Origin of the sequence: Mesorhizobium sp. B2-5-4 (assembly GCF_006441095.1) — a bacterium.
Lineage (GTDB): Bacteria > Pseudomonadota > Alphaproteobacteria > Rhizobiales > Rhizobiaceae > Mesorhizobium > Mesorhizobium salmacidum.
Window position 1 is genome coordinate 1 of the sequence record NZ_VFUR01000006.1, and the last position, 25,432, is coordinate 25,432.

Sequence of the window (25,432 nt, forward strand, 5' to 3'; positions counted from 1 at the left end):
CGCAGTGTCGTGGCCCGTTTCGCTCTTGGCTCCGGGGCCGTCCGAGTGTCGCTTACGCGGCTCTCTTGAATTTCGTCAGGGCAGTCTTAGAAGCAAACTTCTTCGTCGCCAGCGGCGCACCGCCCTCGTTCGTGAGGCGTATATAGTCGCCACCAACCAAAACTGTCAACACCGATCTCAGATGTTTTTGAACTTTTTACGACAGAAGTTTCGGGCGGGCCTTGTCGATAGCCGACTGCCGCAGGGGAACAGGGGATAACAGGAGGAGGAGGCCACGAAGGAGCCCTATTGCCGCCGCATTGCCGTTCGACACCAAGGCCAATAAAGAGGCGCGAGCACAGCCGTGCAATGGCCTCTTTACGAGCCTCGTAAGGAAGCGCGCGGCAAGCCCTATAGATGAAGGCACGCCGCCCGCTTTTCACAGTGCTCTATAAGAGAAGTGCACGAGGGGAATTCGACCGGGGCCTGAGGCTTCGTTGACTTAACCTGCCGTGACAGGCAAATGTCATGGCCACAACAAAAGCGACAAGCCGTTCCGCCCGGGGAAGAAGCAGCCTTTCTGGATGCCAGATACGGAAGATGTCATAGCCGAACTCGGCAATGAGCCGCCGCTTATCGCGGACGGCCGCAGCGGCCCGCCCGATCGGCGCGAGGTTTCTGCGCGCTGGCTGTCGGGAACATTTCTCACTGGCGTGACCTCGAGCGTGCTGATGGGCGTCGCGCTGTTTGCCGCCCTCGACGGGCGCCAGCAACTGGCGACACCACCCGAAATCGCGGAACTAATCGGACTTGCCAGCAATGGCGATTCCGGCGAAGTGGCCAAGACCACCAGGCTGGTGGCGCCGCGCCAGATTGCCAAGGCCAAGGACCGTCGTCGCATGGAAGTGTCGATGGTCACCAAGGTGGGCGACCGCGACGTCATCCACACCATGCCTTTCGTACAGATCAAGATGGCACTCGCCGCCGGCCACACGACCAGCCGGGCCTACCCGCCTTTCGACCCGATGCAAGTGTTCGGCGACGACGGCGACGATGCATCGGCGCAGCCGGCGACGGCCTCCGCCGCTTCCGGCCAGATCTACGGCGCCAAGGTCGAAAGCGAAATGAGCCTGAAGACGGTCGATTTCCCGATCGAGACGGCTACCTTCGACGAAAAGAGCGACCTGTCAGCCGACGAAGTTGAAAAGGTGGTACGCGAAGCCGGCACCGACCTCAGCGACGGCGCCGTGCAGGTGGCCTCACTCCATTATGTCGATCCGCAGCGATTCGGCGAAGCCTTTGCCGAGAGCATGGCCGGCTCCTATGACGTGAAGATCGTGCCGGAAAACGTTTCGGTGTCGCCGCGTGCGAACGCTGACGACCAGGCGCCGGCTTTCGCCGAGGAAATCATCCCCTTCACCAAGGACACCGACCTCACCGAGGCCTTTGCCGATTCGGGCTATACGGGCGACGATGCCACCGGAATGGCCGAAGCGATCGCCAAGCTGCTCAACGCCCCGGCGCTCAAGGCAGGAACCGTGCTGCGCGTCGGTCTCGAGGTTCACGGCGATGCCGCCAAGGTCGTGCGCACCAGTGTCTACGACAAGACCACGCATATCGTCACCATCGCGCTCGACGATCGCGGTCAGTACGTGCCGGCGCAGGAGCCGGAGCCCAATCCCGAATTGTTGACGGCATTCGACGATTCATCGGCGCCGGTGGTGGTGCGCGGCAATCTGCCCAACGTCTATGACGGCATCTACCGCACCGCCTATTCCTATGGCATGTCCAAGGCGATGACCCAGCGGCTGATCAAGCTGCTGGCGTCTGGCGTCGACTTCCAGTCGCGACTCAATCCGTCGGATCGCCTCGAAGTGTTGTTCTCGCAGCCTGATGGCGACGACCAGACGTCCGACAATTCCGAACTTCTCTATGTCTCGGCAACCTTTGGCGGCACGACGCGCAATTTCTACCGCTTCCAGATGCAGGACGGCAGCACCGACTATTTCGACCAGGATGGATTGAGCGCCCAGCAGTTTCTACTGCGCAACCCACTGCCCAACGGGAGATTCACCTCTGGCTTTGGTGCGCGCAAGCATCCTATCCTAGGCTATGTCCGCATGCACACAGGCACCGATTGGGCTGCCCCGATCGGATCGCCGATCATCGCCGCCGGCAATGGCGTCGTCGAGAAGGCGGGCTGGGCCGGCGGCTATGGCAAGCAGATCATCCTGCGCCATGCCAACGGCTACGAGACCTCCTACAATCACCAGAGCGCCTTTGCCAAAGGTATTGCGCCGGGCGTTCGGGTTCGCCAGGGCCAGGTCATTGGTTATCTCGGCCAGACCGGTCTCTCCACCGGTCCGCATCTGCACTACGAGTTGATCGTCAACGGCACCAAGGTCGATTCGATGCGCGTGCGTCTGCCGGTCGGCAAGGTGCTGAAGGGCGACGATCTCGTCGCCTTCAAGCGCGAGCGCGAGCGCATCGACGATCTGCTGAAACAGGAAGACGGCAATTCGCTGAAGGTCGCCAGCGCCAAGATCGAAGGCTGAGTCAGTCGCGCGAATTCTCCGTTTGCGCCGGCCAGGGCGACGCTTGCCCAGGCACCGTAATCCAGGCGACGATCGCCGACAGCAGGCAAAGGAGCGCCGTGACCACGGCAACCGCCGCAAAAGCCGAATCGCCGGCGGCAACCCTTATTGCATTGATATCCGCTGCAAGCCCGGCCGGCGGCGGCTCGCCGAAACCGGGGATTCCGGACGCGTGGCCCACGCCCAGCGCATGAACCCAAGCGGCGAGCGAGCCCATCGCCGCCACCGCGATCAGGCCGCCGACGCGCGAGACGGCGTTGTTGATGCCGGACGCGGCACCCGTATCCTTATCCTCGACCGAAGTCATGATCGCTGTCGACAGCGGCGACACGACCAGCGCCATGCCAAGCCCCATCACCGTCATAAGCGGAAAGGTGCCGGTCCAGAAATTGTGGAAGCCGGCATAGGTAAACAGCGCAAGGCCGGCAAAAGCGATGGCGACGACGAGACTGCCGGCGGCGATCGGAAAGCGGGGGCCGATCCGGTCCGACCACTGCCCGACCGGCCCTGACAGCAGCGCGATCAAAGCCGACAGCGGCAGGAAGATGAAACCGACCTCGGCCGAACTCAGCCCCCAGCCGGCGATCAAGAGCATCGGCAGGTAGAACAAATTGGCAGACAGCGCGAAATAGAGGAAGAAGGTCGCCAGGTTGGCGCCGGCGAAAGCCTTGACGCGAAACAGGCTGAGATCGATCATCGGCTCGCGCTGCCAGCGCTCGTAGAGGATGAAGACGACAAGCAGCATCACGCCGGCAACGATCGCCGGGCCCGACATCAGGCCGCCCCCCTCGGCGCTCATCGCCGTCAGCCCGTAGGCCAGCGATCCGAAGGCCAGTGTCGCGAGCCCAGCGCCGCCGAGATCCAGGCTGCGCTTTTCGGCTGGTTGGTCCGCCGGGATCTTGGCCAACAGCAGATAGATCGAAACCAGCCCGAGCGGCAGATTGATGGCGAAGATGGCGCGCCAGACGCCGTTGCCGAAGGTCGAAAGCACGAAACCGCCCAGCACCGGGCCAAGCGCCGTCGTCAGCGCCGAGGCCGCCGCCCAGATGCCGATCGCGCGGCCGCGTTCCTTCTTCGGATAGGCCTTGGCGATGATGGCGAGACTGCCTGGCACCATGATCGCGGCACCGATGCCCTGGAGAGCGCGAAACGCGATCAGCACGACAGCGTTCGGCGCCAGCGCACAGGCAAGCGAGGTGGCGACGAACAGGCCAATGCCGGCCACGAACGCACGGCGCAGCCCGAACCGGTCGCCCGCGGCACCGCCGGCGAGGATCAGCGCCGAGAGCGTCAGCGCGTAGGCATTGGAAATCCACTGCGCTTCCGCCAGGCTGGCGCCAAGATCGGCGCGCAACGCCGGCATGGCGATCGCCAGGACGGAACCGTCGATGAAGCCGAGCGCCGAAGCCAGTATCGCCGCGATCAGCACGTACCTGCGCTGCGACTGCGGACAGAACGTACCGTTCGCGGCCGGAGCGGTCAGCGGAACGGCGGCGGCTTCATTGGGCGAATGCATGCCACCTTAGTTAGACCGCCGACGCGCCGGCAACAACCAGCCAGAAGCTGTTGTCCTTGAAACCAGCCATATTGCTAGGGATCGCATCTGCCCCGATGCAAGCCGCCGCAGTCATGCTAGATTTCCCAAGAGCCGCAGGCGGGAGAAATCGATGAAGCGTCCACTCGAAGCATCGGTTGAGGGGCGCGGCCGTATCGTCGGTATCACCGATGGCGTGTTCGCCATCGCACTCACCCTGATCGTGCTCGAGATCAGGGTGCCGGTACATGAGGCCATCCATTCCGAACACGATCTTCTCGTCGCGGTCGCGGCACTGGCGCCCCGCTTTCTTACCTATGCCTTGAGTTTCCTGACCCTGACCATCTTCTGGTTCGGCCAGCAGCCGCAGCATGGTTTGATCGCCAAATCCGACAGACGGCTGGCTACGCTGAACCTCTGCTTTCTCGCCTTCATCGCGCTCTTGCCGTTCTCAACCGACCTTCTGGCCGACTTCCTCGAGTTCAGGACCGCGGTGCTGGTTTACTGGCTCAACCTGTTGATGCTCGGCATCGCGCTGTTCGCCAGCTGGCGTTATGCGGAGAAGAGCGGCTTTGTCGCGGAGGACGTCGACGCGCAAACGAAGCGCACCGTCTACCTGCGCATCGTCAAGGCGCAGATCCTGTGGGCTGTCGGTGCCGCACTTTGCCTGATCACCCCGCTGCTGAGCGTCGGCTTCATTCTGGTGATGCAGTTGATCTATGCGGCAACGCCGAATGTGAAGTGGGTGCGCAGGATCATTGGTTGAAATTTGGCGAAGCTGACTTGGGATGCGTTGAGATTCAGGTCAGGCCGAGTCGAAGATGGTTGATACCGAGAACCGGAGCGGAGCGTATTTTCGGGTACGTGGACACCGGAAGTGCGGCCGGCATCACCTGACTATCGACATAGCCTATTCGACGAACTCCACCGGCACGCCCGGCGCGACCAGTTTGGCGAGCTCCCGTGCATCCCAATTGGTCAACCGCACGCAGCCATGGCTTTCGGTCTTGCCGATCTTCGACGGCTCCGGCGTGCCGTGGATACCGTAGGTCGGCTTGTCCAGGGCGATCCACACCGATCCGACCGGACCATTGGGCCCAGGCGGAATGGTCAGGATCTTGTTGTTCTCGCCTTGCTTGAAGTTGATGTTGGGATTGTAAGTGTAGTTCGGATCGAGCGCGACACGCGACACGGCATGGATGCCGGTCGGGGACGGCGTGTCCGATGAGCCGATGGTAGCGGGATAGGCCGCGACCAGCTTGCCCGACGCGTCATAGGCGAAGACTTCCTTCTTGCCCTTGTCGGCAACGATGCGGGCAACCGGCGTCGAGACCAGTCTGCCGAAATTCGCGACCTTGACGATCGTCCCGGGACGATTGAAGTTGGCGTCCGGATTGAGCGCCTTGAGATAGTTCTCGTCCATGTGGAAGCGCTCGGCCAGCGCCTCGGTCACTGACGTATAGCCCATGCGGTCGAGCTGCGCCTTCTGGCTGTAGTCTTCCGGGATGGAGGCGACATAGGGACCGGCTGCGTCCTCCGCCGTGATGGTGTAGTTGGCGAACGCGTCGCCGCCGGATTGCGAGAGTGCTGACTGGATGCCGACCGCATCGGTCGATTTGAGGCTGCTGTCGTTGATCTGGTTGTAGGCCGCCAGCGCCTTGTCGACATTCGAACCAAAGCGCCCGTCGATGACGCCCGGCGAAGCCCCGCCCCGATCGAGGAGCACCTGCAGTGCTGCCACATCCTGGCGTGCGCCCAGCGAAAGCGACGGATCGAACGACGTCTTGCCGCCAGCATTTGGCGGCAGTGCCGCCTGGCCGGAGGGCGCCCCCTCTTCCGTCGGGATTGTCGGCTGGACGGGGTCTATCGACGCCTCGTTCAGCGGCTGGCGCTGAATCGTACGCGGCTCTGCCGGCGGCGGCGCGTCGGGATAATTGTCGTAACTGCCATCGTCCTGCGGCGCCGGCGGATAGGCATCGACGGAATTGTTATTGTCGGGATCATATTCATCGGCTGGCGGCGGAATGACCCGTCCTTCCTCTTCCAGCTGCTTGCGGCGGAAGCGGGCCATGTCCTGGGGATCGTCGAGATAGTAGCGGTCGTCGTCGGCGGGGACACGGCCTAGTTGACGCAGTCTTGTCTCGCGGCGTAGCGCGCGTCGGTCAAGCCGTGTCTGCGGCGGCTGGATGGCGATCACCTTGCCGGTATCCGCATCGACGATGACGCGATTGCCCCTGGCATCGTAATAAATATCGAGATTGCCGTCCTGGGCGAGCAGAATGCCGCCGCTCCCGGCCGCGCGGACAGGCTGGGCTGTGCCGTCACGCGTCGGCGCCGCGAACGCGTTGGAAAACACCAGTCCCGCAACAAGCGCCGAAAGGGTGAAGATAGTGCGCAGCATAGTGGCGAAACTCTCCGGTCCGTATGTGCCGCCGCCCGGCATTGTCCAGTTCGGCGAACCCCTTCGCCAGCAAACCAGTTACCCACCATATGGTTCCGATATGAACCGGGCATGAAGATGGCGGTTTTCCGGCGCCTCGAGGAATATTGGCTAGCCTGCGCCAAGCCCCAATTCCTTGCGCGCCTGCTTCGTCAGCTTCAGGGCAACCAGGCGGTGGCTCTCGCGCAGATAATCCTTCAGCGCACCATCATCCATGCTCTGGCTTGTCTGACGCTGGATCCACTTCATGCCGCGCGAGGCAAGATAGGGTGCGGGCCGCAGGCCCGGCTGCTCCTTGAGCACGTCATAGGCGATGTCGGAACATTTGAAGGTGACGAAGAGCTGCTGGCCCTGATCCCAGCCACCGATCGCAAACACCTTGGTCCCGACCTTCCAGACATGGGCGCCGCCCCATTGCACCACGTGGTTGGTTGCAGGCAGCGAGGCGCAGAAGCCGTTGTAATCGTCCAGCGTCAATCCTGCCCCCCACTTCTCATAGAAAACGCCGCGCATCCGGAACGGACGCGCGGCACTCCAAAGCGCGGCGCGCTTCAGATCTTTGTCTTGTGCATGTCGTTGTCCCAAAACCGTGGTCACTTTTGGGCGACATGCATCGATCAGGCCGCCACCTCGGCCGCCACGATCGTCGGCTTGGAGCGGAAATTCAGCCGGTCGGAACCGGCCGTGACCTTGACCGTCGAGCCGTCCAGGATCTCGCCGAGCAGGATCTTTTCCGCCAACGGATCCTGCAGTTCCTTCTGCATCACCCGCTTCAGTGGCCTCGCACCATAAGCGGGGTCGTAACCCTTGGCGGCCAGCCACTCGATCGCCTCGGGATCCAGCGACAGCGTGATCTTGCGATCGGTCAGCAGGCTCTCCAGCCGCTTGAGCTGGATCTCGACGATACGGTCCATGTCTTTGCGGCGCAGCCGGTGGAACAGGATCACCTCGTCGACGCGATTGAGGAACTCCGGCCGGAACGATGCCCTGACCACGCCCATCACTTCGTCTCGCACGGCATCGACATCCTGGTCCTCGCCGAGATTGACCAGATATTCGGCGCCGAGATTGGACGTCATGATGATCAGCGTGTTGCGGAAATCGACGGTGCGGCCCTGCCCGTCGGTGAGCCGGCCGTCATCGAGCACCTGCAACAGAACGTTGAACACATCGGGATGTGCCTTTTCGATCTCGTCGAACAGCACGACCTGATAGGGCCGGCGCCGCACCGCTTCGGTCAGCGCGCCGCCTTCCTCATAGCCGACATAGCCGGGAGGCGCGCCGATCAGCCGGGCGACGGAGTGCTTCTCCATATACTCGGACATGTCGAGGCGCGCCAGCGCCGTCTCATCGTCGAACAGGAAGTTGGCCAAAGCCTTGGTGAGCTCCGTTTTGCCGACGCCGGTCGGGCCAAGGAACATGAACGAGCCGATCGGCCGGTTCGGATCCTGCAGGCCCGCACGCGCGCGCCGCACCGCCTTGGAAACCGCCTGCACCGCCTCGCCCTGGCCGACGACACGCTTGCCGATCTCGTCTTCCATGCGCAACAGCTTGTCGCGCTCGCCCTGCAGCATCTTGTCGACCGGAATGCCGGTCCAGCGCGACACGATATGGGCGACGTGGTCGGGCGTGACCACTTCCTCGACCATGCCGGCCTTGCCGTCCTGGGCCTCGGCCTCCTTCAGCTTCTTTTCCAGTTCCGGGATCTTGCCGTAGGCAAGCTCCCCGGCGCGCTGGAACTCACCCTTGCGCTGGGCAATGGCAAGGTCGTTGCGCGCCTCGTCGAGCTGCTTCTTCAAGTCGGCGGCAAGCCCAAGCTTCTGCTTCTCGGCCTGCCACTTCGAAGTAATCTCGGTCGATTCCTCCTCCAGGCCGACAAGTTCCTTTTCCAGCCGGGCGAGCCGGTCCTTCGAGGCTTCGTCAGTCTCGACCTTCAGCGCTTCCCGCTCGATCTTGAGCTGCATGATGCGGCGGTCGATCTCGTCCAGCGCCTCAGGCTTGGAATCGACCTGCATCCTGAGCCGCGAGGCGGCTTCGTCGACGAGGTCGATCGCCTTGTCAGGCAGAAAGCGGTCGGCAATGTAGCGGTTGGACAGCGTCGCCGCCGCCACCAGCGCCGAATCGGAGATACGCACCTTGTGGTGCTGCTCATATTTCTCCTTCAGGCCGCGCAGGATCGAGACCGTGTCCTCCACCGTCGGCTCGTCGACGAAGACCGGCTGGAAGCGGCGGGCGAGTGCGGCATCCTTCTCGACATGCTTCCTGTATTCATCGAGCGTGGTGGCGCCGACGCAGTGCAGTTCGCCGCGCGCCAGGGCCGGTTTCAGAAGGTTCGACGCATCCATGGCGCCGTCCGCCTTGCCGGCACCGACCAGCGTGTGCATCTCGTCGATGAACAGGATGATGTTGCCACTTGCCGAGGTGACTTCGGAGAGCACGGCCTTCAGCCGCTCCTCGAACTCGCCGCGATATTTGGCGCCAGCGATCAATGCGCCCATGTCAAGCGCCATCAGCTGCTTGTCCTTCAGCGATTCCGGCACGTCGCCATTGACGATGCGCAGCGCCAGGCCTTCGGCGATCGCCGTCTTGCCGACGCCCGGCTCGCCGATCAGCACCGGGTTGTTCTTGGTGCGGCGCGACAGCACCTGGATGGTGCGGCGGATCTCGTCGTCGCGGCCGATGACCGGATCGAGCTTGCCCGCGCGTGCGTCAGCAGTGAGGTCGCGTGCATATTTCTTCAGCGCGTCATAGCCTTGTTCGGCACTCGCCGAATCGGCGGTGCGGCCCTTGCGGACGTCGTTGATGACCTGGTTCAGCGCCTGTGCGGTGACACCGGCCTTGGCCAGGATTTCGGCCGTCTTTGCCGATTTCTCCATGGCAAGCGCCTGCAGCAGCCGCTCGACGGTGACAAAGCTGTCGCCGGCCTTCTTGGCCAGGTCCTCGGCGGTCGAGAACACCTTGGCCAGCGGCTGCGCCAGATAGAGCTGGCCATTGCCTCCCTCCACCTTGGGCATCGCCTCGAGCGCCGTCTCGACGCCAAGCTTGACGTCGCGGACATTGCCGCCGGCACGCTCGATCAGCGACGCGGCCAGGCCCTCGTCATCGTCGACGAGGACTTTCAGAATGTGTTCGGGAGTGAATTGCTGGTGGTTCCGGGAGAGCGCCATCGTCTGCGCGGACTGGATAAAGCCGCGCACGCGCTCGGAGTATTTCTCGAGGTTCATATTTGTCTCCTTCCATCACCGGCCCGCTTTGCGGCACCGGATCAGATTGCGGTGACGGACCCGCCCATTCGAGCCGGATCCTGTTCAGGCCAGATATGGTGCACGGACCCTGGCCCCTCAAGACGTCGCGACATGGCAGGCACATAATATTCCACGTCAGCCCAAACGAAAACGGCGGAGATTTCTCTCCGCCGTCCAATGTATTGAAATGCCGTTCGCTCAATTGTCGATGTCGGAAACCACGGGTTCGGCACTGCCGCTGTCGACCGGAGCCGCCGCTGTTTCGCCCGCAGCCCCATTTTCGCTGCCGCTCTCGACCTGATCGGCATTGGTGCGCGGACGGCGCGGACGCCGTGGGCGGCGGGCAGCACCGCTCTCGGCGGCCGCCTCATTGAGTTCGGCCTGGGCGGCCAGACCTGCCGGTGAAAAATTCTCGAACCGTGAAGCCGGCTCGGCTGCCGCGACAGTCTCGGACGGCGAAGCGGGCTCTGCCTGAACTTCTGTCTGCCCCGAGGCCTCGTTGCGCTGCTGCTGGCCGCCTTGTTCGGCTGAAGAAGCATGATCGCGCTGGCCGCTCTGGCCGTAGCCGCCGTTAGGGCGGCGATCGCGATGACGCCCGCCATTGTTGTCGCGGCCGCTATTGTTGCGCCCGCCACTGTCGCGGTTGTCACGACCGCTTTCCCGGTTCAGCGTAACTTCCGCTGGCATGCCCTCGATCACTGGCTGAGGGCCGGCGCCATGGTTGACCACCGGAATTTGCGCATCGGAACCGGCATTGCCGCTGCTATTGCCTGCCCCGCTGTTGCCGGCCCCGCTGTTGACGGCCCCGCTGTTGACGGCATTGTCAAACTCGTCGCGATCCTCATCGCCGTCCTCGTCGAACTCGTCGCGCGACTGCTGGACGTTCTGGATCGGCATCTGCGCCTGCGCGGCGGCGATGATGCGGTTGTAGTGTTCGGCGTGCTGGAGATAGTTCTCCGCCATCACCCGGTCGCCGGAGCTGTGCGCGTCACGGGCAAGGGTGGCGTATTTTTCGGCGATCTGCTGAGCCGATCCACGGATTTTCACGTCCGGGCCGTTGCTCTCGTAATTGCGCGTTAGCGGATTCGGGCCCTTGCGGTTGTTGTTATTGCTATTGTTATTGTTGTTCCCACCGCCGCCGCCATTGTTGTTGCGACCGCGCATGCGCCTGTTCTGCTGTTGTGGCCTCATTCGACTCTCTTCATCTTGAAATTTTCGAAAAACTCTTCACGAACGGAGGCGCTCATGCAGCCGACCGTTTCGTCTCTTCACCGGCGTTCGCCCGCATCGATTGCGTTGGCGCCACGTGTCATCCTGTTCCGGTTACATCACTTGCCGGACGATTCCCGCACGAAGCTTGGGCGTCGTTTGCGCAAGAAGGCAGCTATTTCCAAGGAAACCGAATCGCTAAGAGCACTGCCTGCTTCGTCCCATCCGGTAAGGCGACCCTAGCTGCATTCCCCGGTATTGCCAAGCGCTTTTTTTGCACTGCGTCAAGACGTTGCCCGTTGAAAAACAAGAACCCTGTCGTTTCCGCCGAGATCGCCAAACACCTCGCCACCCGTGTAACCGGCCGCGCGAAATATATCGTTGACGTCGTTGCTTTGTGTGTGGCCGATCTCGACCGCAATCCTGCCTTCGGCTTCCAGAAACCTTGCCGCCTCGGCGGCGATGATCCTGTAGGAGTTCAGCCCATCCACGCCGCCATCCAAGGCAATACGCGGGTCGAAATCGCGGACTTCGTCCTGCAGATTTCCAATCTCTTGAGTTGGTATATAGGGAGGGTTTGCGGCAATTACATGGTACCGGCCGGAAACTTTTTCGAACCAGTCCGATTGAACCGTCGTGAACCGGCCGCCGAGCCCGAATTGCCCGGCATTGCGGGCTGCCATTGCCAGCGCGCCGGCGGAAATGTCGACACCGGTGGCGGTCGCGGCCGGCACGACGCTCAGCAGCGCCAGGGCGATCGCGCCGGTCCCGGTGCCGAGATCGAGGATGCGGCATGCCCCCTTCCGCGCGACCATTGCCTTGACGAAAGGCAGCACCGCCCCGACCAGCGTTTCGGTGTCCGGCCGCGGCTCCAGCGTCTCCGGCGACAGCGACAGGCGCAAACCGTAGAATTCGCGATAGCCGAGGATGCGATGCACCGGTTCGCCACCGGCTCGCCGTCTCAGGGCGCCGTCGATCGCGGCGATGGCGTCGCCGTCGATCTTGCGCCCGGGGTCGGCAATGGCCTGGGTGCGCGTCGTGCCGGAATAGTGCTCGACGATCAGCCGCGCATCGAGCGCGGGATCATCGATACCGGCTGCGGCAAGCCGGGTCCGCGCTTCCCGCAGCAGTGGCCCCAGCGCCTCGGGCAGATGGTCAGCCATCGAGGCCGATATCGGCCATCAGCTTCGACTGGTGATCGGCGATCAGCGCGTCGACGATTTCGTCGAGTTCACCCATCATCACCCGGTCGAGCTTGTAGAGCGTCAGGTTGATGCGATGGTCGGTGACGCGGCCTTGCGGAAAATTGTAGGTGCGGATGCGCTCCGAGCGGTCGCCCGAACCGACCTGCGACTTGCGCGATTCGGAACGCTCCTCGTCCGCCTTGCTGCGCTCCATGTCGTAGAGCCGGGCACGCAGGATCTGCATGGCCTTGGCCCGGTTCTGGTGCTGCGACTTCTCCGCCTGAACCACCATGATGCCGGTCGGCAAATGTGTGATGCGGACCGCGGAATCGGTGGTGTTGACGTGCTGGCCGCCGGAGCCGGAGGCGCGCATGGTGTCGATGCGGATGTCCTCGGCCCTGATGTCGATGTCGACCTCTTCCGCTTCCGGCAGCACGGCGACGGTGGCGGCGGACGTGTGGATGCGCCCGCTGGCCTCGGTTGCCGGCACACGCTGGACGCGATGCACCCCGGACTCGAATTTCAGATGGGCGAATACACCCTTGCCTGAAATCGTGGCGATGATTTCCTTGAAGCCGCCTGCATCGCCGTCGCTCGCCGATACCGTTTCGAACCGCCAGCCGCGTTCGGCGGCGTAGCGCTCATACATGCGAAACAGGTCGCCGGCGAAGAGTGCTGCCTCATCGCCACCGGTGCCGGCGCGAATTTCGAGGATGGCGTTCTTGTCGTCGGCGGCATCCCTGGGCAGGAGCAGAATCTGGATGTCCTTCTGCAGCGCCTCGATGCGCTCCTCGACGCCGGGCAGATCGGCTTCGGCGAGCGCCCGCATCTCGACGTCGGTGCCCTTGTCGGCGAGCATCGCTTCGAGATCGGCCTGCTCATGCTCGGCCGAGCGCAATTCCCTGACCTTGGCCACCATCTCCTGCAACTCGGCATATTCGGATGCCATCTTCACATAGGCATCCGGCGCCGGTCCGGCCGACATCTGCGCTTCGAGCATCTCGAAACGCTTGACGACTTGATCCATGCGATCGCGGGGCAAATTGACCATGATGAGGGTGCTACAACGGGATCGAGCGGTCGTCGGCGAAGGCCTGCAGCAGCGCCCGCATCGGCAGCCCTTGCGCCGGCGCCATCAGATTGTCGTCGAAGAAAGCCTCCAACTCCTCCAGCGGCAGCTCCGTCAGCATCGCCTTGACCGGACCGATCGAGGCTGGCGACATCGAGATCGAGCGGAAACCAAGCCCGATCAGCGCCATCGCCGAAATCGGCTTGCCGGCGAGTTCACCGCAAAGGGTGACGGGCGTATGATTGCGAACGCCGGCGTCGGCGATCTGCTTGAGCACGCGCAGGAACGGCGCCGACAACGTATCGAAGCGGTTGGCCAGTTGCGTGTTGCCGCGGTCGACCGCCATGACGAACTGGAACAGATCGTTCGACCCGACCGAGACGAAGTCGACCGCCTTCATCAATTCGTCGAGCTGGAACAGAAGCGACGGCACTTCCAGCATGGCGCCCAGTTTGAGACTGGTCGGCAGATGATGGGCGAAGCGTGAGAGGTGCCGCACCTCGCGGTCGATGATTTCGCGCGCCTGGGCGATTTCGCCAAGCTCGGTCACCATCGGCAGCATCAGCTTGAGCTCGCGCCCGCCGCTGGCCTTGAGCAAGGCGCGGATCTGGGTGCGCAGCAAGCCCGGCCGGTCGAGCGTCAGGCGGATCGCCCGCCAGCCGAGCGCCGGATTCTCTTCCTGGATCGCGCCCTTGAAGTAGGGCAGCACCTTGTCGCCACCAATGTCGATGGTGCGGAAGGTGACCGGCTTGCCGCGTGCGGCCTCGAGCACGTCGCGATAGAGCTTTTCCTGGGCTTCGGCGCGTGGAAAGGTCGAGGCGACCATGAACTGCAGTTCCGTGCGAAACAGGCCAATGCCGGCAGCGCCCGCCTCCAGCAACTGCGGCAGGTCGACGGCTAGCCCGGCATTCATCAGCAGGTCGACCTGGACACCGTCCCTGGTCGTCGATGGCTTCTTGCGCAGCTCGCGGTAGACCTCCTGCCGGCGCGCCCGGAACCGCACTTTTTCGGCATAGGCGGCTTCGAGATCGGATTGCGGCCGCAGATGGATCGCGCCTTCCTCGCCGTCGACGATGATGGCATCGCCGTTTTCCGCCATGGAAACGGCGCCCTTCATCTGGCCGGCGACGGGAATGCCCATGGCGCGCGCGACGATGACGACGTGACTGGTCGCCGCGCCATCCTCGAGCACCAGGCCACGCAGCTTGTCGCGGGGATAGTCCAGCAGTTCAGCGGCGCCCATCGAGCGGGCGACGATGATGGCGTCCTTCGGCAGCGAGGCCGCGACATCCTCGGGTCCGCGTCCCATCAGCTGGCGCAACAGCCGGTTGGCGAGATCGTCGAAATCGCTCATCCGCTCACGCAGGTAGGGATCGGTCATGTGCAGCATGCGGGCGCGCATGTCGCTCTGCACCTTTTCCACCGCCGCTTCCGCTGTCAGGCCGTTGCGGACCGCCTCTTCCAGCCGCCGGACCCAGCCGCGGTCGTTGGCGAACATGCGGTAGGCTTCCAGCACCTGGCGATGCTCGCCCTCGAAGGCGACATCGCGGCGCTCCAGCATGTCGTCGATCGAGAGCCTGAGCGAACCAAGCGAGGCTTCGAGCCGCCGCACCTCTTCCTCGCTGTCCTCGTTGAACAAATTGGTGACGACGATGCGCGGCTCGTGCAGCACGACATGGCCAAGCCCGACGCCGTCGTTGAACGACAGGCCGGTGAAGCTGACAGGCCGGCGCAGGTCGAGTTCGAGACCAGGCCGGGTCAGCCGCGCCAGATCGCCGGTGGCGATCATCTCGGCGATGACCATGGCCGTGGTTTCCAGCGCCTCGACCTCGTCGTCGCGGTAGTGGCGCATGGTCTTGTTCTGCACAACCAGGACGCCCAGCGTGCGCCCTGCCCTGAGCACCGGCACGCCGAGGAAGGAATTGTAGATCTCCTCCCCGGTCTCCGGCAGGTAGGCGAAGGCCGGGTGTTCCTGTGCGTTGGACAGGTTGAGCGGCCTGGCACTCGCCGCGATCGTGCCGACCAGGCCTTGCCCCAGCCGCAACTGCGCCAGGTGGACGGCGTTCGGGTTCAGACCTTCGGTGGCGTAGAGTTCGAGCACCGAATCGGCGCGCAGCACATAGAGCGAGCAGACTTCGGCGACCATGTTGGAGGCGATGTCGCGCACGATCCGGTCAAGCCGCTCCTGCGGCTCCAGCGGCTCCTGCATGAGCTCGCGGAGCCGTTTCAGCAAAACGCGCGGGCCGCTGGCCTGGTCACGCATCGCGGCTTCTTCTCCAATGAAACACTTGCCGGCGCAGTTTCCGCCGCGGCCGGCATGCACGCAACAACTGATTCAGTCTTGCTACTGCTTATCCAGACCGTAGACGGAATGCAAAGTGCGAACCGCAAGTTCCGTATACGGACCGTCGATCAGTATCGAAATCTTGATCTCGGAGGTGGTGATGGCGCGGATGTTGATTGCCTTGTCGGCCAGAGCCTTGAAGGCGGTGGCGGCAACACCCGCATGGCTCCTCATGCCGATGCCGATGACCGAAACCTTCGACATGCCGGCTTCCGACTGCACGACATCATAGCCGATCTCGGCTTTCAGCCGGTCGAGCACGGCCAGCGCCTTGTCGACATCGCCCGACGGCACGGTGAAGGTCATGTCGGTCAGCTTGCCGTCCTCGGAGATGTTCTGGACGATCATGTCGACATTGATGTTGGCTTCGGCCAGGGGACCGAAGATGCCGGCGGCGACGCCTGGCCGGTCGCCGACACGGCGCAGCGAAATCTGCGCTTCGTCCTTGGCGTAGGCAATTCCGGTGACGACCTGCTGTTCCACGATCTCTTCCTCGTCGCAAATGAGCGTTCCCGGAGGATTGAGCAAATCCCCCATTCCGGGCGCATCGGGATCGTCGAAGGACGATCGCACGAAGGTACGCACCCTGTGCACCATGGCAAGCTCGACCGAACGCACCTGCAGAACCTTGGCGCCGAGCGAGGCCATTTCAAGCATTTCCTCGAACGATATCTTGGCCAGCCGCCGCGCCTTGGGCTCGATGCGCGGATCGGTGGTGTAGACCCCGTCGACGTCGGTGTAGATGTCGCAGCGGTCAGCCTTGACCGCGGCGGCGATCGCCACGGCGCTGGTGTCGGAGCCGCCGCGGCCAAGTGTTGCGATGCGGTTGTCCGGCCCGATGCCCTGGAAACCGGCGATGACAGCCACCTGCCCCTCGCCGAAGCGCTTGACCAGGAAGGCACCGTCGATGTCGAGAATGCGCGCCGCGCCATGCGCGTTGTCGGTCTTGATTGGGATCTGCCAGCCTTGCCAGGAGCGCGCATGCACGCCCATGTTCTGCAAGGTGATGGCGAGCAGGCCAGCCGTGACCTGTTCGCCGGAAGCGACGACCGCGTCATATTCGCGTGCGTCGTGCATCGGCGAGGCTTCGCGCGTCCAACCGACCAGTTCATTGGTCTTGCCGGCCATCGCTGAAACCACCACCGCCACCTCGTGGCCGGCGTCGACTTCGCGTTTGACGTGACGCGCCACATTGCGGATGCGGGCGATGTCGGCGACGGAGGTTCCGCCGAATTTCATCACGATACGCGCCATGGAAGCGAAATGCCTTTGACTGGAGCCGGCCCGAGGCCGAAAACGGAAGAAAAGCGCCCGGCTGGCGCCGGCCGCTCAATGCGCGGCCTCCTTAACCAAATGAGCAAGGTTTCGCAAGGCTAACGGCGGATTGCGTAACAACACGACATATTGCCTTCCAGGCAGGTGCCGCTTACCAAATGCTGCCCGCGGGAATTCCTCTTGGTTCGGCATAACAGATGATTGCTCGTCTTCGGCGCGCCATGCGACTGCAACCGCTCCCGATTATCGCCGGCTTCGCCGCATTGGCGCTGATCGTCGGCGCCCGTGCCGTGCTCGTCGAGAGCCAGAGGGCCAATCGTGCCGCCGCGCGCGAGACAATCGAATACCAGGAGCAGCTTTCCGGGCTGCTTTCACTGGCGCAAGACGCAGAGAGTGGTCAGCGCGGCTACCTGCTGACAGGTGAAAAATCCTATCTGGAGCCTTATCGGAAGGCCATCGAGGCAATTCCTGGACAACTGGCGCGGATCGAGAGCGCGGCCGCTCCCGATGATCAGATCATCCAGCAGATCAGCCACATCAAGGCAGCGCTTTCGCAACAACAGGCCGAACTGGCCGAGACCATAGCTCTCTACGAACGAGGCGACGCGGCAAAGGCCCTGCAACTGGTCCGCGGCGGCCAGGGCAAGTCAGCCATGGACGAAATCCGCGCCAGCATGGATATGATCCGGCGTATCGGCGCCGCTGCGGTGGCCGCGCGCGACGAGCATACCGATCGGGTCGAGGCCTGGTTGCGCATCGGCTCGCTGGCTGCGTTGTTGGGGATTTTCCTGCTTGGTGTCTACACTATCCGTCAATCCCGCCGCCGCTTCCGCGAGGTGCTCGTCGCCCAGGAAGAGCTGATGCGCAAGAACATCGAGCTCGGCAATGAGATCCAGACGCGTGAAAATGCCGAATCCCAGATACGCCAGATGCAGAAGATGGAAGCCGTCGGGCAGTTGACCGGTGGGATCGCCCACGACTTCAACAACATGCTGGCGGTCATACTCAGCGCCATGAACCTTGCCCAGCGCAAGCTGAAGCGGGGCGAACACGACATTGAAAAGCTCGTCGAGGCCGCGACGGACGCGGCCAGCCGTGCGGCCAATCTGACCTCCCGCCTGCTTGCCTTCTCCCGTCTGCAGCCTCTGGCGCCGCAGGTTGTCGACACCAACCGGCTGTTGACCGGCATGTCCGATCTTCTGCGCCGTGCCCTGGGTGAAGGCATTCGCATCGAAACCGTGCTGGCGGGCGGCCTGTGGAAAATCCACGCCGATCCCAACCAGCTCGAGAACGCGATTCTCAATCTGGCCGTCAATGCCCGTGATGCCATGGACAATGACGGCAAGCTGACCATCGAGACCGTCAACAGCCACCTCGACGAGGCCTATGCATCGACGCACGCTGACGTCGCGCCTGGCCAATACGTGATGATCGCGGTTACCGACACCGGTGCGGGTATGTCGCCTGAGATCATCACCAGGGCCTTTGAGCCCTTCTTCACGACCAAGCCGGCCGATAAGGGCACGGGGCTTGGGCTGAGCCAGGTGTTCGGCTTCGTCAAACAGTCGGGCGGCCACGTCAAGATCTACTCCGAGCCCGGCGAAGGCACGACGATCAAGATCTATCTGCCCCGACTTTTCGGACCTGAGGAGCCGGCGGTTCCAGCCGGGCGCGACAAGGGCGCCGCCACGGTCACCGAGACGATCCTCGTCGTCGAGGACGACGCCCGCGTGCGGGCTTCCACGACGGACGTCATGCGCGAACTCGGCTACACCGTCATCCACGCGGCAGGCGGACAGGAGGCCCTTCAGAAGCTCGCCGCGATACCCGGCATCGCCCTGCTTTTCACCGACATCGTCATGCCGGTGATGAACGGCCGCAAGCTCGCCGAGGAAGCGCTCGCGCGCCAGCCCGGGCTGAAAGTCGTCTTCACCACCGGCTTCACAAGGAACGCCGTGGTCCACAACGGCGTGCTCGACCATGACGTGCACTTCCTGGCCAAGCCGTTCACCATCGATCAACTGGCAGCGAAGCTGCGTGACGTGCTGGACACGAAATAGGCGGCGCCGGAACTCGCATCATCCTGACGCAGTCACGCTTGTCCATAGGCCGGGGTAGTCGACAACAAAGCCGTGCGGCGAGACGCCGAGGATTTCGTCATAGCCGAATAAGGGCGCGGCGTAGGCGTAGCGCGTCTCATCAAGACGCCGATAGGTCTGTTCGGGACGCACCAGTTCCAGTCTGGGAAAGGTCAGGTAAGCAGCCGGAGCGGGCGTCGTTGCGCCGATGCCAAGATCGAACCGGCGGATCGCAAGCAGATTCGACGCGGGCGTGAAATCGAGGTCGATGTCGAGAAGACCGGTCACATCATGCTGCGGTTCGCCGTTCAGCATCCACCGGCCGTCGGAATCCCGTTCGATCGCGTTGTGCAGCCTGTTTCCGCCCAGAAAGCCGTTGACGCGCGCCGACTGAGTACGCCAACCGGTATCGCAGTCTACCCGATAGGCAAGGCAGCATGGCTTGTCGTCCTGGATGAAGATGGCCTGCCCCTCGAGGCTGTGACGGCTATCGGTCCGCGAAAGCAGGCATCCGTCATGCCCTTCGAGGTCAAGCCTCCGCCAAAGGATCGAAACCGGCGTCGCTGTCATCGCTCACTCCTCTGGCTCAAAACGATGCTTCTCATTCGTCCGCGAGCCGATCGTGTTTCATGGCGATGCTCGGCAGCTGACATGGCCTGACATGGAGCGCCGCGATGTCAGCAGGGGAAAATGTTGCCTTGACATTCGATGCCTCACGCCCGACTTCCTAGCGTCCGAGGAGACCAACCGATGCCTGAGCCCCGACGATCGACGATCGATGCCGGAGAAGTGGAACGCTTTTCCGCCCTTGCCGCCGAATGGTGGAACCCGAACGGCAAGTTTCGTCCGCTGCACAAATTCAACCCAATCCGGCTTTCCTATATCCGCGACCAGATCGCGGCGCGCTTCGGCCGCGACCCGCGCGCGGCGCGGCCGTTCGAGGGCCTGCGTATCCTCGACATCGGCTGCGGCGGCGGTCTTTTGTGCGAGCCGATGGCGCGGCTCGGTGCCGAGGTGGTCGGAGCGGACGCCTCCGAAACAAACATAGAAGTGGCGAAACTGCATGCCGCCGAAGGCAATGTGAACATCGACTATCGCGCCACGACGGCAGAAGATCTCGCCGAGGCCGGCGAGAAATTCGATGTCGTCCTCAACATGGAAGTGGTCGAACATGTCGCCGACATCGACCTGTTCGTCGCCAAATGCGGCGAGATGGTCAAGCCCGGCGGCATCATGTTCGTGGCCACCATCAACCGCACGCTGAAGGCGCTCGGCCTGGCCATCATCGGCGCCGAATATGTGTTGCGCTGGCTGCCGCGCGGTACCCATCAGTTCGGCAAGCTGGTGCGCCCGGAAGAGCTGGAAAAGGCGCTGGGCGGCGCCGGCCTGACCATCATCGACCGAACCGGCGTCACCTACAATCCGCTTGCCGACCGCTGGTCGCGTTCGAAGGACATGGACGTCAACTACATGGTGCTGGCGGAAAAGGGAGGATCGGTCTGAACAGCCAATCCTCAGCCTCAGCCGCCGCCGATACCCACAGCCCGAGCCCGGCGGCGACGCCGGCGAAATAAGCCCGAACCCCTCAGGCTTTCTGGCTCTGCGCCTTTGTGGTGATGAACACGCCGGCGGTGATGATGACGGCGCCGATCCAGGTCAGCAGCTGATAGTGTTCGCCAAGGAAGATCGTACCGGCAAACAGCCCGACGGCCGCCGCGACATAGCCGATCTGGCTGAGATAGACCGGACCGCCCACCGCCTGCAGCCGGAAGAAGAAAGCAAACATCGCCGATGCCGAGGCCATCTGCGCCACCACGGTGAGCTGCACGGTGCCGAGCTGGATGAAGGCCTTGTCGCCAAGCAAGATCAGGATGCCGACAAGCAGCATCGTCGCGGACGCCAGATGGCTGCCGACCGCGAGTTCGATAGGACCGGTTCCTTCCGGCCAGTCGATAGTGCGGTAGATGTTGCCGGCAGCGAGACTGACAGGAATGAGCAGGCCCAGGACGACCCAGAAGATTTCGGCCGGCTGGCCGGCCTCGCCGCGCGTCACCGCCACCATGATCGCGCCGACGAAGCCGACGGCGATGCCGATGATGCCCAGCATGTTGGGGCGCCGCACACCGAGCAGGATTGAAAACACCAGCGTGACGACCGGCGACAGCGTGAACATGATGCCGGTGTAGCCGGCGCCCAGATGCGGAATGGCCGAAAACATCAGGAGATTGGGGACGGCATAAGACACCGCGGCGGTGACGAAGAAATAGCGCAGTTTGTGCCCGGTGAGCCGGATGCGCTGGCCGCGCAGCAGCAATACGACGAGAAGCACACCGCCGGCGCCAAGCGATATGACGAAGGCCCAGACCATGGCTGGCACGCCGGCCGCCGTGGCGACCTTGCCGAAAGGCAGCGTCAGGCCAAGCAGGCCGCCGGTGACGACCAGCAGGCCGAGCGCCGAATCCCAGAGAAGCTTCATCGTCGAGTCCTGTCGCGTGCCGCCCTTGGCCGGCATTACATCTTCGGGTAAGATATCGGAAAGATTCTTAGCGTCAAGATACATTACGGTGAGATAGATGGACCGTGCAGGGAAAGCCATCGAGCAATGGCAGCGGGAACGACCGGACCTAGACGTGTCGCCGATGGCGGTGATCGGGCGCTTGAATGAGGTCTCCGCGCTGATCGCGCGCGAGCGCCTTGCGCCGCTCTTTGCCCGCTTCGGACTGCAGGCGGGAGAGTTCGATGTGCTAGCAACGCTGCGCCGCTCCGGCTCACCTTACGCGCTGAACCCGACAGCGCTTTACGAGGCGACGATGGTGACCTCCGGGGCCATGACCAACAGGCTGGATCGGCTCGAAACATCCGGATTGATCCAGCGCGGGCCACACCCCAACGACCGGCGCGGCATCGTCGTGCGGTTGACCGAAAAGGGGCTCGCCTTGATCGACGAAGCTGTTGCCGCCCACGTGGCCAATGAGCACCAGATCCTGTCCGGCCTGACACAGACCGAACGAGAAACACTTTCGCGTCTGCTGGAAAAACTGATCGGCAGCGTAAGCTAATTGCTAGCTAGTTCCGGTCGTCCGGAAACACCGGGATCGGCATGAAATCGACGCCGTCCTCGGCTAGGCCCTTGGCCTCTTCCAGCGTCGCCTCGCCATAGATGCCGCGGGCATCGGTTTCGCCGAAATGGATCTTGCGCGCTTCCTCGGCGAACTTGTCGCCGACATAGTCCGCATTCTCGCGCACCTTCTCGGCCATCGCCTTCAGTTGTGCCATGGCCTGCTTCTGCGCCTCGCCCATGGCAAGTGCTATGGTTTCCTGCTTGCGGGCCGTGGAAACGGCGGGCGCCATCAGGGCCTTCTCGACCTTGTGCGAGCCACAGCTGGGGCAATCGACAAAGCCGCGCTTCTTCTGCGTGTCGAAATCGTCATTGCTGCGAAACCAGCCCTCGAACTCGTGCTCGTTTTCGCAGATGAGGGAAAAGCGGATCAAGAGGCGGCACCCCTGAAACGCGGCGCCTCGCCGGCGTTGATGGTGAAATCCCGCGCATTTTTCAAATTGGGGATCTTCTTGCGCGCGGCAATCGACTGCGCCGGGTCGATCTCGGCAACGATCACGCCAGGTTCGTCATGCGCGGCTTCCGCGATGATGCGGCCCCACGGATCGACGATCAGCGAATGCCCATAGGTCTCGCGGCCGTCCTCGTGCAGACCGCCTTGCGCGGCGGCTACGACAAAGGCGCCGTTCTCGATGGCGCGTGCTCTGAGTAGCACATGCCAGTGCGCCTCGCCGGTCTGGCGGGTGAAGGCGGCCGGCACGGAAAGCAGGTCGGCGCCGGCCATCGCCTCGGCGCGGAACAGTTGCGGAAAACGCAGATCGTAGCAGACGGCAAAGCCGAGCTTGGCACCCCCGATCCCGGTGACGACGGCCTCTGTGCCGGGCTCGTAGGCGGCCGATTCACGCCAGCTCTCGCCATTGTCGAGATCGACGTCGAACATGTGGACCTTGTCGTAGGTGGCGAGCGTCGCGCCATCGGGTCCGAACAGGAGCGCGCGGTTGGCAAGCTTGCCGTCGGCGCGCAGGATGGCGGTCGAGCCGATATGCAGGTACAGGCCGAGTTCGCGCGCCAGCCTGCGCGCCGTCGAGACGATGATGTCCTTGTCCTCGGAGGTGAAGGAGGCGGCACGCGCCTGCTTGTCGCGGATCAGCGCGCCGGTCATCTCCGGCGTCTGGATATAGGTCGCGCCCTGGACTGCCGCCTCGCGCACCATCCGCTCCATATCGGCCGCATTGCGCTCGGGGCTCTCGCCTGAACGCATCTGCACTGCCGCTGCCTTGAAGACACCCATTGTCACCCCCTCAAATCGACGCGCCGTTGGCGAGCAGTTTGTCCAGCCGGCCTTCCGCCTCCAGTTCATGGAGGTCGTCGCAGCCGCCGACATGCGTGTCGCCGATGAAAATCTGCGGAAAGGTCGTGCGCCCGTGAGCCCGCGACATCATCTCCTGGCGCAGTTCCGGCGAGAAGGACGCGTCGTGCTCGGTATAAGCGACGCCTTTGCGCTCCAGCAGCCGCTTGGCCGCCGTGCAGTAGCCGCACATCATGCGCGTATAGATCGTGACATCGACCATGACGAATTCCGCTTCCGTTGCCGACTTATATAGTCGCGGACTCGTCCGCCCGGAAGTCCCCCGGCAACACGCGGGCAAAGGTCAACACGTCGACGGCGGCAGCGCCTCCCTTTTTCAGCGCCTTGGTGGCGGCACGCACGGTTGCGCCCGTGGTGTAGACATCGTCGATCAGAAGCACCCTGCGTCCGGCAATCTCGATCTCGGCCTCGGCGGGCACGCGAAAGGCGGCGCGCACGTTCTCCTCGCGCTCGTGCCGCTCCAGCCCGACCTGCTGGCGGGTGAGTTTCACGCGATGCATGGCGGAAGGCGCGAAAGATAGCCCGCTCAGCTCGCAAACCGCGCGCGCCAGTTCCGCCGATTGGTTGAACCGCCGCCTGAAAAAACGGCGCCAATGCAGCGGCACAGGCACCACCACATCCGCGTCGGCGATGAGGTCGGCGCCCACGCGGACCATCCAGCGCGCCATCCAGGGAGCGAGATCGGTGCGATCCTGGTATTTCAGCCCTTGCACCATCTGGCGGGCGACGCCGGAATAGGCGACCGCTGCCCGCGCCCGCTCGAAGGGCGGCGGATCGGCGATCGCCTCCGCCGACAGGAAACCCTCGCCCATGTGATGGGTGAACGGCGTGCCCATTACCGGGCACCAGGGCCGCTCCAAGAGCCGCAGCTTCGGCCAGCAGGCGCCGCACAGCACGCCGGGCTGCGAGACCTGCCGGCGGCAACCGGCGCAGACCGGCGGAAACAGGATACGCGCCGGCCAGCCAAGAGCCGACCGGGCTGCCGACCCGGCCAGCTTCCTGATCTCGTCGGACTTGATCTTGGGCATCGGATCGGCCACGTGGTTGGTTTCTCGTCGCCACCATACGAACCATATCAGGGCGCGGATATACAAGGACCCATCCCTTGCAACCTATAATGGATACCTCCCTGTGGCTGGCGCACAAGCGGCGTGCGCTCATCCATCCGGTTGACGGTGCCGACTTCCTCATGCATCGCGCCGCCGAGGACCTTGCCGACCGGCTGGGCGCCGTCGAGCGCAGGTTCGCCAAGGCGGCGGTGCTGTTTTGCCAGACCTCGGCCGCGGCCGACGTCCTTGCGAGGAGCGGCAAGGTAGCCGGCATCGCCCGTGTCGAGGCGGATGCGGCTTTCCTGAATGGCGCCGCCGGCCTGATTGCGCCGCTGGAGACCGTGCCGTTCGAGCCGCAAGGTCTCGATCTGGTGGTGTCGCTTTTGTCGCTGCAGACGATGAACGACATTCCGGGCATGCTGATCCAGATCCGCCGCGCCCTGCGGCCGGACGGACTTTTCCTTGGCGCCTTCGCAGGCGCCGGCACGCTTGCGGAACTGCGCGAAAGCCTGCTTGCCGCGGAAACCGAACTCTACGGTGGCGCCAGCCCGCGCGTCATCCCGTTCACCGATGTGCGCGATGCCGGCGCACTGCTGCAGCGCGCCGGTTTCGCACTGCCGGTCGCCGACGTCGAGACGGTGACCGTGCGCTATGCCGACCTGTTTGCGCTGATGGCCGATCTGCGTGCCATGGGCGAAACCACCGCGCTTACCGACCGCAGCCGTCGGCCGGGGTCACGAAGGCTGTTTGCCCGCGCCTCGGAAATCTACGCCGAACGCTTTTCCGACTCCGATGGTCGCATCAGGGCAAGCTTCTCCATTGTCTGGATGTCCGGCTGGGCGCCCGACGCGTCGCAGCAAAAGCCGCTGAAGCCCGGTTCCGCCAAGGTTTCGCTAAAGACGATATTAGAGAAGCCTGAAGGACACTGACCCGTTCGCGGGCATCAGCCCCAGAGCAATCCAGGGAAACTCGGGAAAACGCGTAGCGGTTTCCCTTGCGGAATTG

21 protein-coding genes are annotated in these 25,432 nt (G+C 63.6%); 6 read left to right on the forward strand and 15 right to left on the reverse strand.

Features of this window, described 5'->3' with window-relative positions:
- Positions 1-563 precede the first annotated feature (563 nt).
- Positions 564-2,534 (forward strand): M23 family metallopeptidase, encoded by a 1,971-nt coding sequence (locus FJ492_RS08965; protein ID WP_181166616.1) that lies wholly within the window; start codon positions 564-566, stop codon positions 2,532-2,534.
- Between the two features lies 1 nt (position 2,535).
- On the opposite strand, the gene FJ492_RS08970 is transcribed toward FJ492_RS08965, so the two are convergent.
- Positions 2,536-4,089 (reverse strand): MFS transporter, encoded by a 1,554-nt coding sequence (locus tag FJ492_RS08970; protein WP_140769583.1) that lies wholly within the window; start codon positions 4,087-4,089, stop codon positions 2,536-2,538.
- Between the two features lie 151 nt (positions 4,090-4,240).
- Here FJ492_RS08970 and FJ492_RS08975 point away from each other — a divergent pair, with 151 nt between their 5' ends.
- Positions 4,241-4,873, forward strand: a complete 633-nt coding sequence (locus FJ492_RS08975; RefSeq protein ID WP_140769585.1) for a TMEM175 family protein — start codon at positions 4,241-4,243, stop codon at positions 4,871-4,873.
- A 144-nt stretch (positions 4,874-5,017) separates the two neighbouring features.
- On the opposite strand, the gene FJ492_RS08980 is transcribed toward FJ492_RS08975, so the two are convergent.
- From FJ492_RS08980 to FJ492_RS09015, 8 genes are all read right to left on the reverse strand, one after another.
- Positions 5,018-6,508 carry a L,D-transpeptidase family protein gene (locus FJ492_RS08980; protein WP_140769587.1) on the reverse strand — a complete coding sequence of 497 codons (1,491 nt, stop codon included), beginning with the start codon at positions 6,506-6,508 and terminating at the stop codon, positions 5,018-5,020.
- A gap of 150 nt (positions 6,509-6,658) precedes the next feature.
- The gene (locus FJ492_RS08985) at positions 6,659-7,024 is read right to left on the reverse strand and encodes an MmcQ/YjbR family DNA-binding protein (protein WP_027143419.1); all 366 of its coding nucleotides are present in this window, start codon (positions 7,022-7,024) and stop codon (positions 6,659-6,661) included.
- A 140-nt stretch (positions 7,025-7,164) separates the two neighbouring features.
- Positions 7,165-9,771, reverse strand: a complete 2,607-nt coding sequence (gene clpB / locus FJ492_RS08990) for an ATP-dependent chaperone ClpB (RefSeq protein WP_140712194.1) — start codon at positions 9,769-9,771, stop codon at positions 7,165-7,167.
- Positions 9,772-9,990: 219 nt separating this feature from the next.
- A complete protein-coding gene (locus FJ492_RS08995; RefSeq protein ID WP_140747787.1) occupies positions 9,991-10,983 on the reverse strand; it encodes a DUF4167 domain-containing protein in 993 nt (330 codons plus the stop codon).
- Positions 10,984-11,285: 302 nt separating this feature from the next.
- Positions 11,286-12,164, reverse strand: coding sequence for a peptide chain release factor N(5)-glutamine methyltransferase (gene prmC, locus FJ492_RS09000; protein WP_140769589.1), 879 nt, complete (start codon positions 12,162-12,164; stop codon positions 11,286-11,288).
- Complete coding sequence (gene prfA / locus FJ492_RS09005) at positions 12,157-13,236, reverse strand: peptide chain release factor 1 (protein WP_140747793.1); 1,080 nt, start codon at positions 13,234-13,236, stop codon at positions 12,157-12,159. Before prfA ends, prmC begins: the two co-directional genes overlap by 8 nt.
- 10 nt (positions 13,237-13,246) lie before the next feature.
- A complete protein-coding gene (ptsP, locus tag FJ492_RS09010) occupies positions 13,247-15,517 on the reverse strand; it encodes a phosphoenolpyruvate--protein phosphotransferase (protein WP_140769591.1) in 2,271 nt (756 codons plus the stop codon).
- A gap of 81 nt (positions 15,518-15,598) precedes the next feature.
- Positions 15,599-16,852, reverse strand: coding sequence for an aspartate kinase (locus FJ492_RS09015; protein WP_015315600.1), 1,254 nt, complete (start codon positions 16,850-16,852; stop codon positions 15,599-15,601).
- 242 nt (positions 16,853-17,094) lie between these two features.
- Between FJ492_RS09015 and FJ492_RS09020 the strand changes: the two genes are divergently transcribed.
- Complete coding sequence (locus tag FJ492_RS09020) at positions 17,095-18,933, forward strand: CHASE3 domain-containing protein (RefSeq protein ID WP_140769593.1); 1,839 nt, start codon at positions 17,095-17,097, stop codon at positions 18,931-18,933.
- A gap of 18 nt (positions 18,934-18,951) precedes the next feature.
- Here the strand turns inward: FJ492_RS09020 and FJ492_RS09025 are convergent, their stop codons facing one another.
- Complete coding sequence (locus FJ492_RS09025; protein ID WP_140503187.1) at positions 18,952-19,521, reverse strand: putative glycolipid-binding domain-containing protein; 570 nt, start codon at positions 19,519-19,521, stop codon at positions 18,952-18,954.
- Between the two features lie 180 nt (positions 19,522-19,701).
- Between FJ492_RS09025 and ubiG the strand changes: the two genes are divergently transcribed.
- The gene (ubiG, locus tag FJ492_RS09030) at positions 19,702-20,454 is read left to right on the forward strand and encodes a bifunctional 2-polyprenyl-6-hydroxyphenol methylase/3-demethylubiquinol 3-O-methyltransferase UbiG (RefSeq protein WP_140503189.1); all 753 of its coding nucleotides are present in this window, start codon (positions 19,702-19,704) and stop codon (positions 20,452-20,454) included.
- Positions 20,455-20,536: 82 nt separating this feature from the next.
- On the opposite strand, the gene FJ492_RS09035 is transcribed toward ubiG, so the two are convergent.
- Positions 20,537-21,427 carry a DMT family transporter gene (locus tag FJ492_RS09035; protein WP_140712204.1) on the reverse strand — a complete coding sequence of 297 codons (891 nt, stop codon included), beginning with the start codon at positions 21,425-21,427 and terminating at the stop codon, positions 20,537-20,539.
- A gap of 97 nt (positions 21,428-21,524) precedes the next feature.
- On the opposite strand from FJ492_RS09035, the gene FJ492_RS09040 reads away from it, so the two are divergent.
- Entirely contained in the window at positions 21,525-22,010 is a 486-nt protein-coding gene (locus FJ492_RS09040; RefSeq protein WP_140503193.1) for a MarR family transcriptional regulator, read from the forward strand.
- A 7-nt stretch (positions 22,011-22,017) separates the two neighbouring features.
- Here FJ492_RS09040 and FJ492_RS09045 read toward each other — a convergent pair whose 3' ends face one another.
- Genes FJ492_RS09045 through FJ492_RS09060 form a run of 4 tightly spaced genes read right to left on the reverse strand, consistent with a single transcriptional unit; the run spans position 22,018 to position 24,418 of the window.
- On the reverse strand, positions 22,018-22,443 hold the full coding sequence (locus FJ492_RS09045; RefSeq protein ID WP_140503195.1) for a DUF1178 family protein: 426 nt from the start codon (positions 22,441-22,443) through the stop codon (positions 22,018-22,020).
- Entirely contained in the window at positions 22,440-23,300 is an 861-nt protein-coding gene (locus FJ492_RS09050) for a carbon-nitrogen hydrolase family protein (protein WP_140769595.1), read from the reverse strand. Before FJ492_RS09050 ends, FJ492_RS09045 begins: the two co-directional genes overlap by 4 nt.
- Positions 23,301-23,310: 10 nt before the next feature.
- Positions 23,311-23,580, reverse strand: coding sequence for a glutaredoxin 3 (gene grxC / locus FJ492_RS09055; protein WP_027143431.1), 270 nt, complete (start codon positions 23,578-23,580; stop codon positions 23,311-23,313).
- Between the two features lie 25 nt (positions 23,581-23,605).
- Entirely contained in the window at positions 23,606-24,418 is an 813-nt protein-coding gene (locus FJ492_RS09060) for a ComF family protein (RefSeq protein ID WP_140769597.1), read from the reverse strand.
- Between the two features lie 65 nt (positions 24,419-24,483).
- On the opposite strand from FJ492_RS09060, the gene FJ492_RS09065 reads away from it, so the two are divergent.
- Complete coding sequence (locus FJ492_RS09065; protein ID WP_140769599.1) at positions 24,484-25,356, forward strand: methyltransferase domain-containing protein; 873 nt, start codon at positions 24,484-24,486, stop codon at positions 25,354-25,356.
- Positions 25,357-25,432: the final 76 nt, after the last annotated feature.

Excerpts from the sequence above, each read along its gene's own strand:
- FJ492_RS08970 (WP_140769583.1), bottom strand. The coding sequence starts at position 4,089 with ATGCATTCGCCCAATGAAGCCGCCGCCGTTCCGCTGACCGCTCCGGCC.
- FJ492_RS08965 (WP_181166616.1), top strand. The coding sequence starts at position 564 with ATGCCAGATACGGAAGATGTCATAGCCGAACTCGGCAATGAGCCGCCG.
- prmC (WP_140769589.1), bottom strand. The coding sequence starts at position 12,164 with ATGGCTGACCATCTGCCCGAGGCGCTGGGGCCACTGCTGCGGGAAGCG.
- FJ492_RS08980 (WP_140769587.1), bottom strand. The coding sequence starts at position 6,508 with ATGCTGCGCACTATCTTCACCCTTTCGGCGCTTGTTGCGGGACTGGTG.
- prfA (WP_140747793.1), bottom strand. The coding sequence starts at position 13,236 with ATGGTCAATTTGCCCCGCGATCGCATGGATCAAGTCGTCAAGCGTTTC.
- FJ492_RS08995 (WP_140747787.1), bottom strand. The coding sequence starts at position 10,983 with ATGAGGCCACAACAGCAGAACAGGCGCATGCGCGGTCGCAACAACAAT.
- FJ492_RS09040 (WP_140503193.1), top strand. The coding sequence starts at position 21,525 with ATGGACCGTGCAGGGAAAGCCATCGAGCAATGGCAGCGGGAACGACCG.
- FJ492_RS09015 (WP_015315600.1), bottom strand. The coding sequence starts at position 16,852 with ATGGCGCGTATCGTGATGAAATTCGGCGGAACCTCCGTCGCCGACATC.
- ptsP (WP_140769591.1), bottom strand. The coding sequence starts at position 15,517 with ATGCGTGACCAGGCCAGCGGCCCGCGCGTTTTGCTGAAACGGCTCCGC.
- FJ492_RS09035 (WP_140712204.1), bottom strand. The coding sequence starts at position 21,427 with ATGAAGCTTCTCTGGGATTCGGCGCTCGGCCTGCTGGTCGTCACCGGC.
- FJ492_RS08975 (WP_140769585.1), top strand. The coding sequence starts at position 4,241 with ATGAAGCGTCCACTCGAAGCATCGGTTGAGGGGCGCGGCCGTATCGTC.
- clpB (WP_140712194.1), bottom strand. The coding sequence starts at position 9,771 with ATGAACCTCGAGAAATACTCCGAGCGCGTGCGCGGCTTTATCCAGTCC.
- grxC (WP_027143431.1), bottom strand. The coding sequence starts at position 23,580 with ATGGTCGATGTCACGATCTATACGCGCATGATGTGCGGCTACTGCACG.
- FJ492_RS09020 (WP_140769593.1), top strand. The coding sequence starts at position 17,095 with ATGCGACTGCAACCGCTCCCGATTATCGCCGGCTTCGCCGCATTGGCG.
- FJ492_RS09025 (WP_140503187.1), bottom strand. The coding sequence starts at position 19,521 with ATGACAGCGACGCCGGTTTCGATCCTTTGGCGGAGGCTTGACCTCGAA.
- FJ492_RS09050 (WP_140769595.1), bottom strand. The coding sequence starts at position 23,300 with ATGGGTGTCTTCAAGGCAGCGGCAGTGCAGATGCGTTCAGGCGAGAGC.
- ubiG (WP_140503189.1), top strand. The coding sequence starts at position 19,702 with ATGCCTGAGCCCCGACGATCGACGATCGATGCCGGAGAAGTGGAACGC.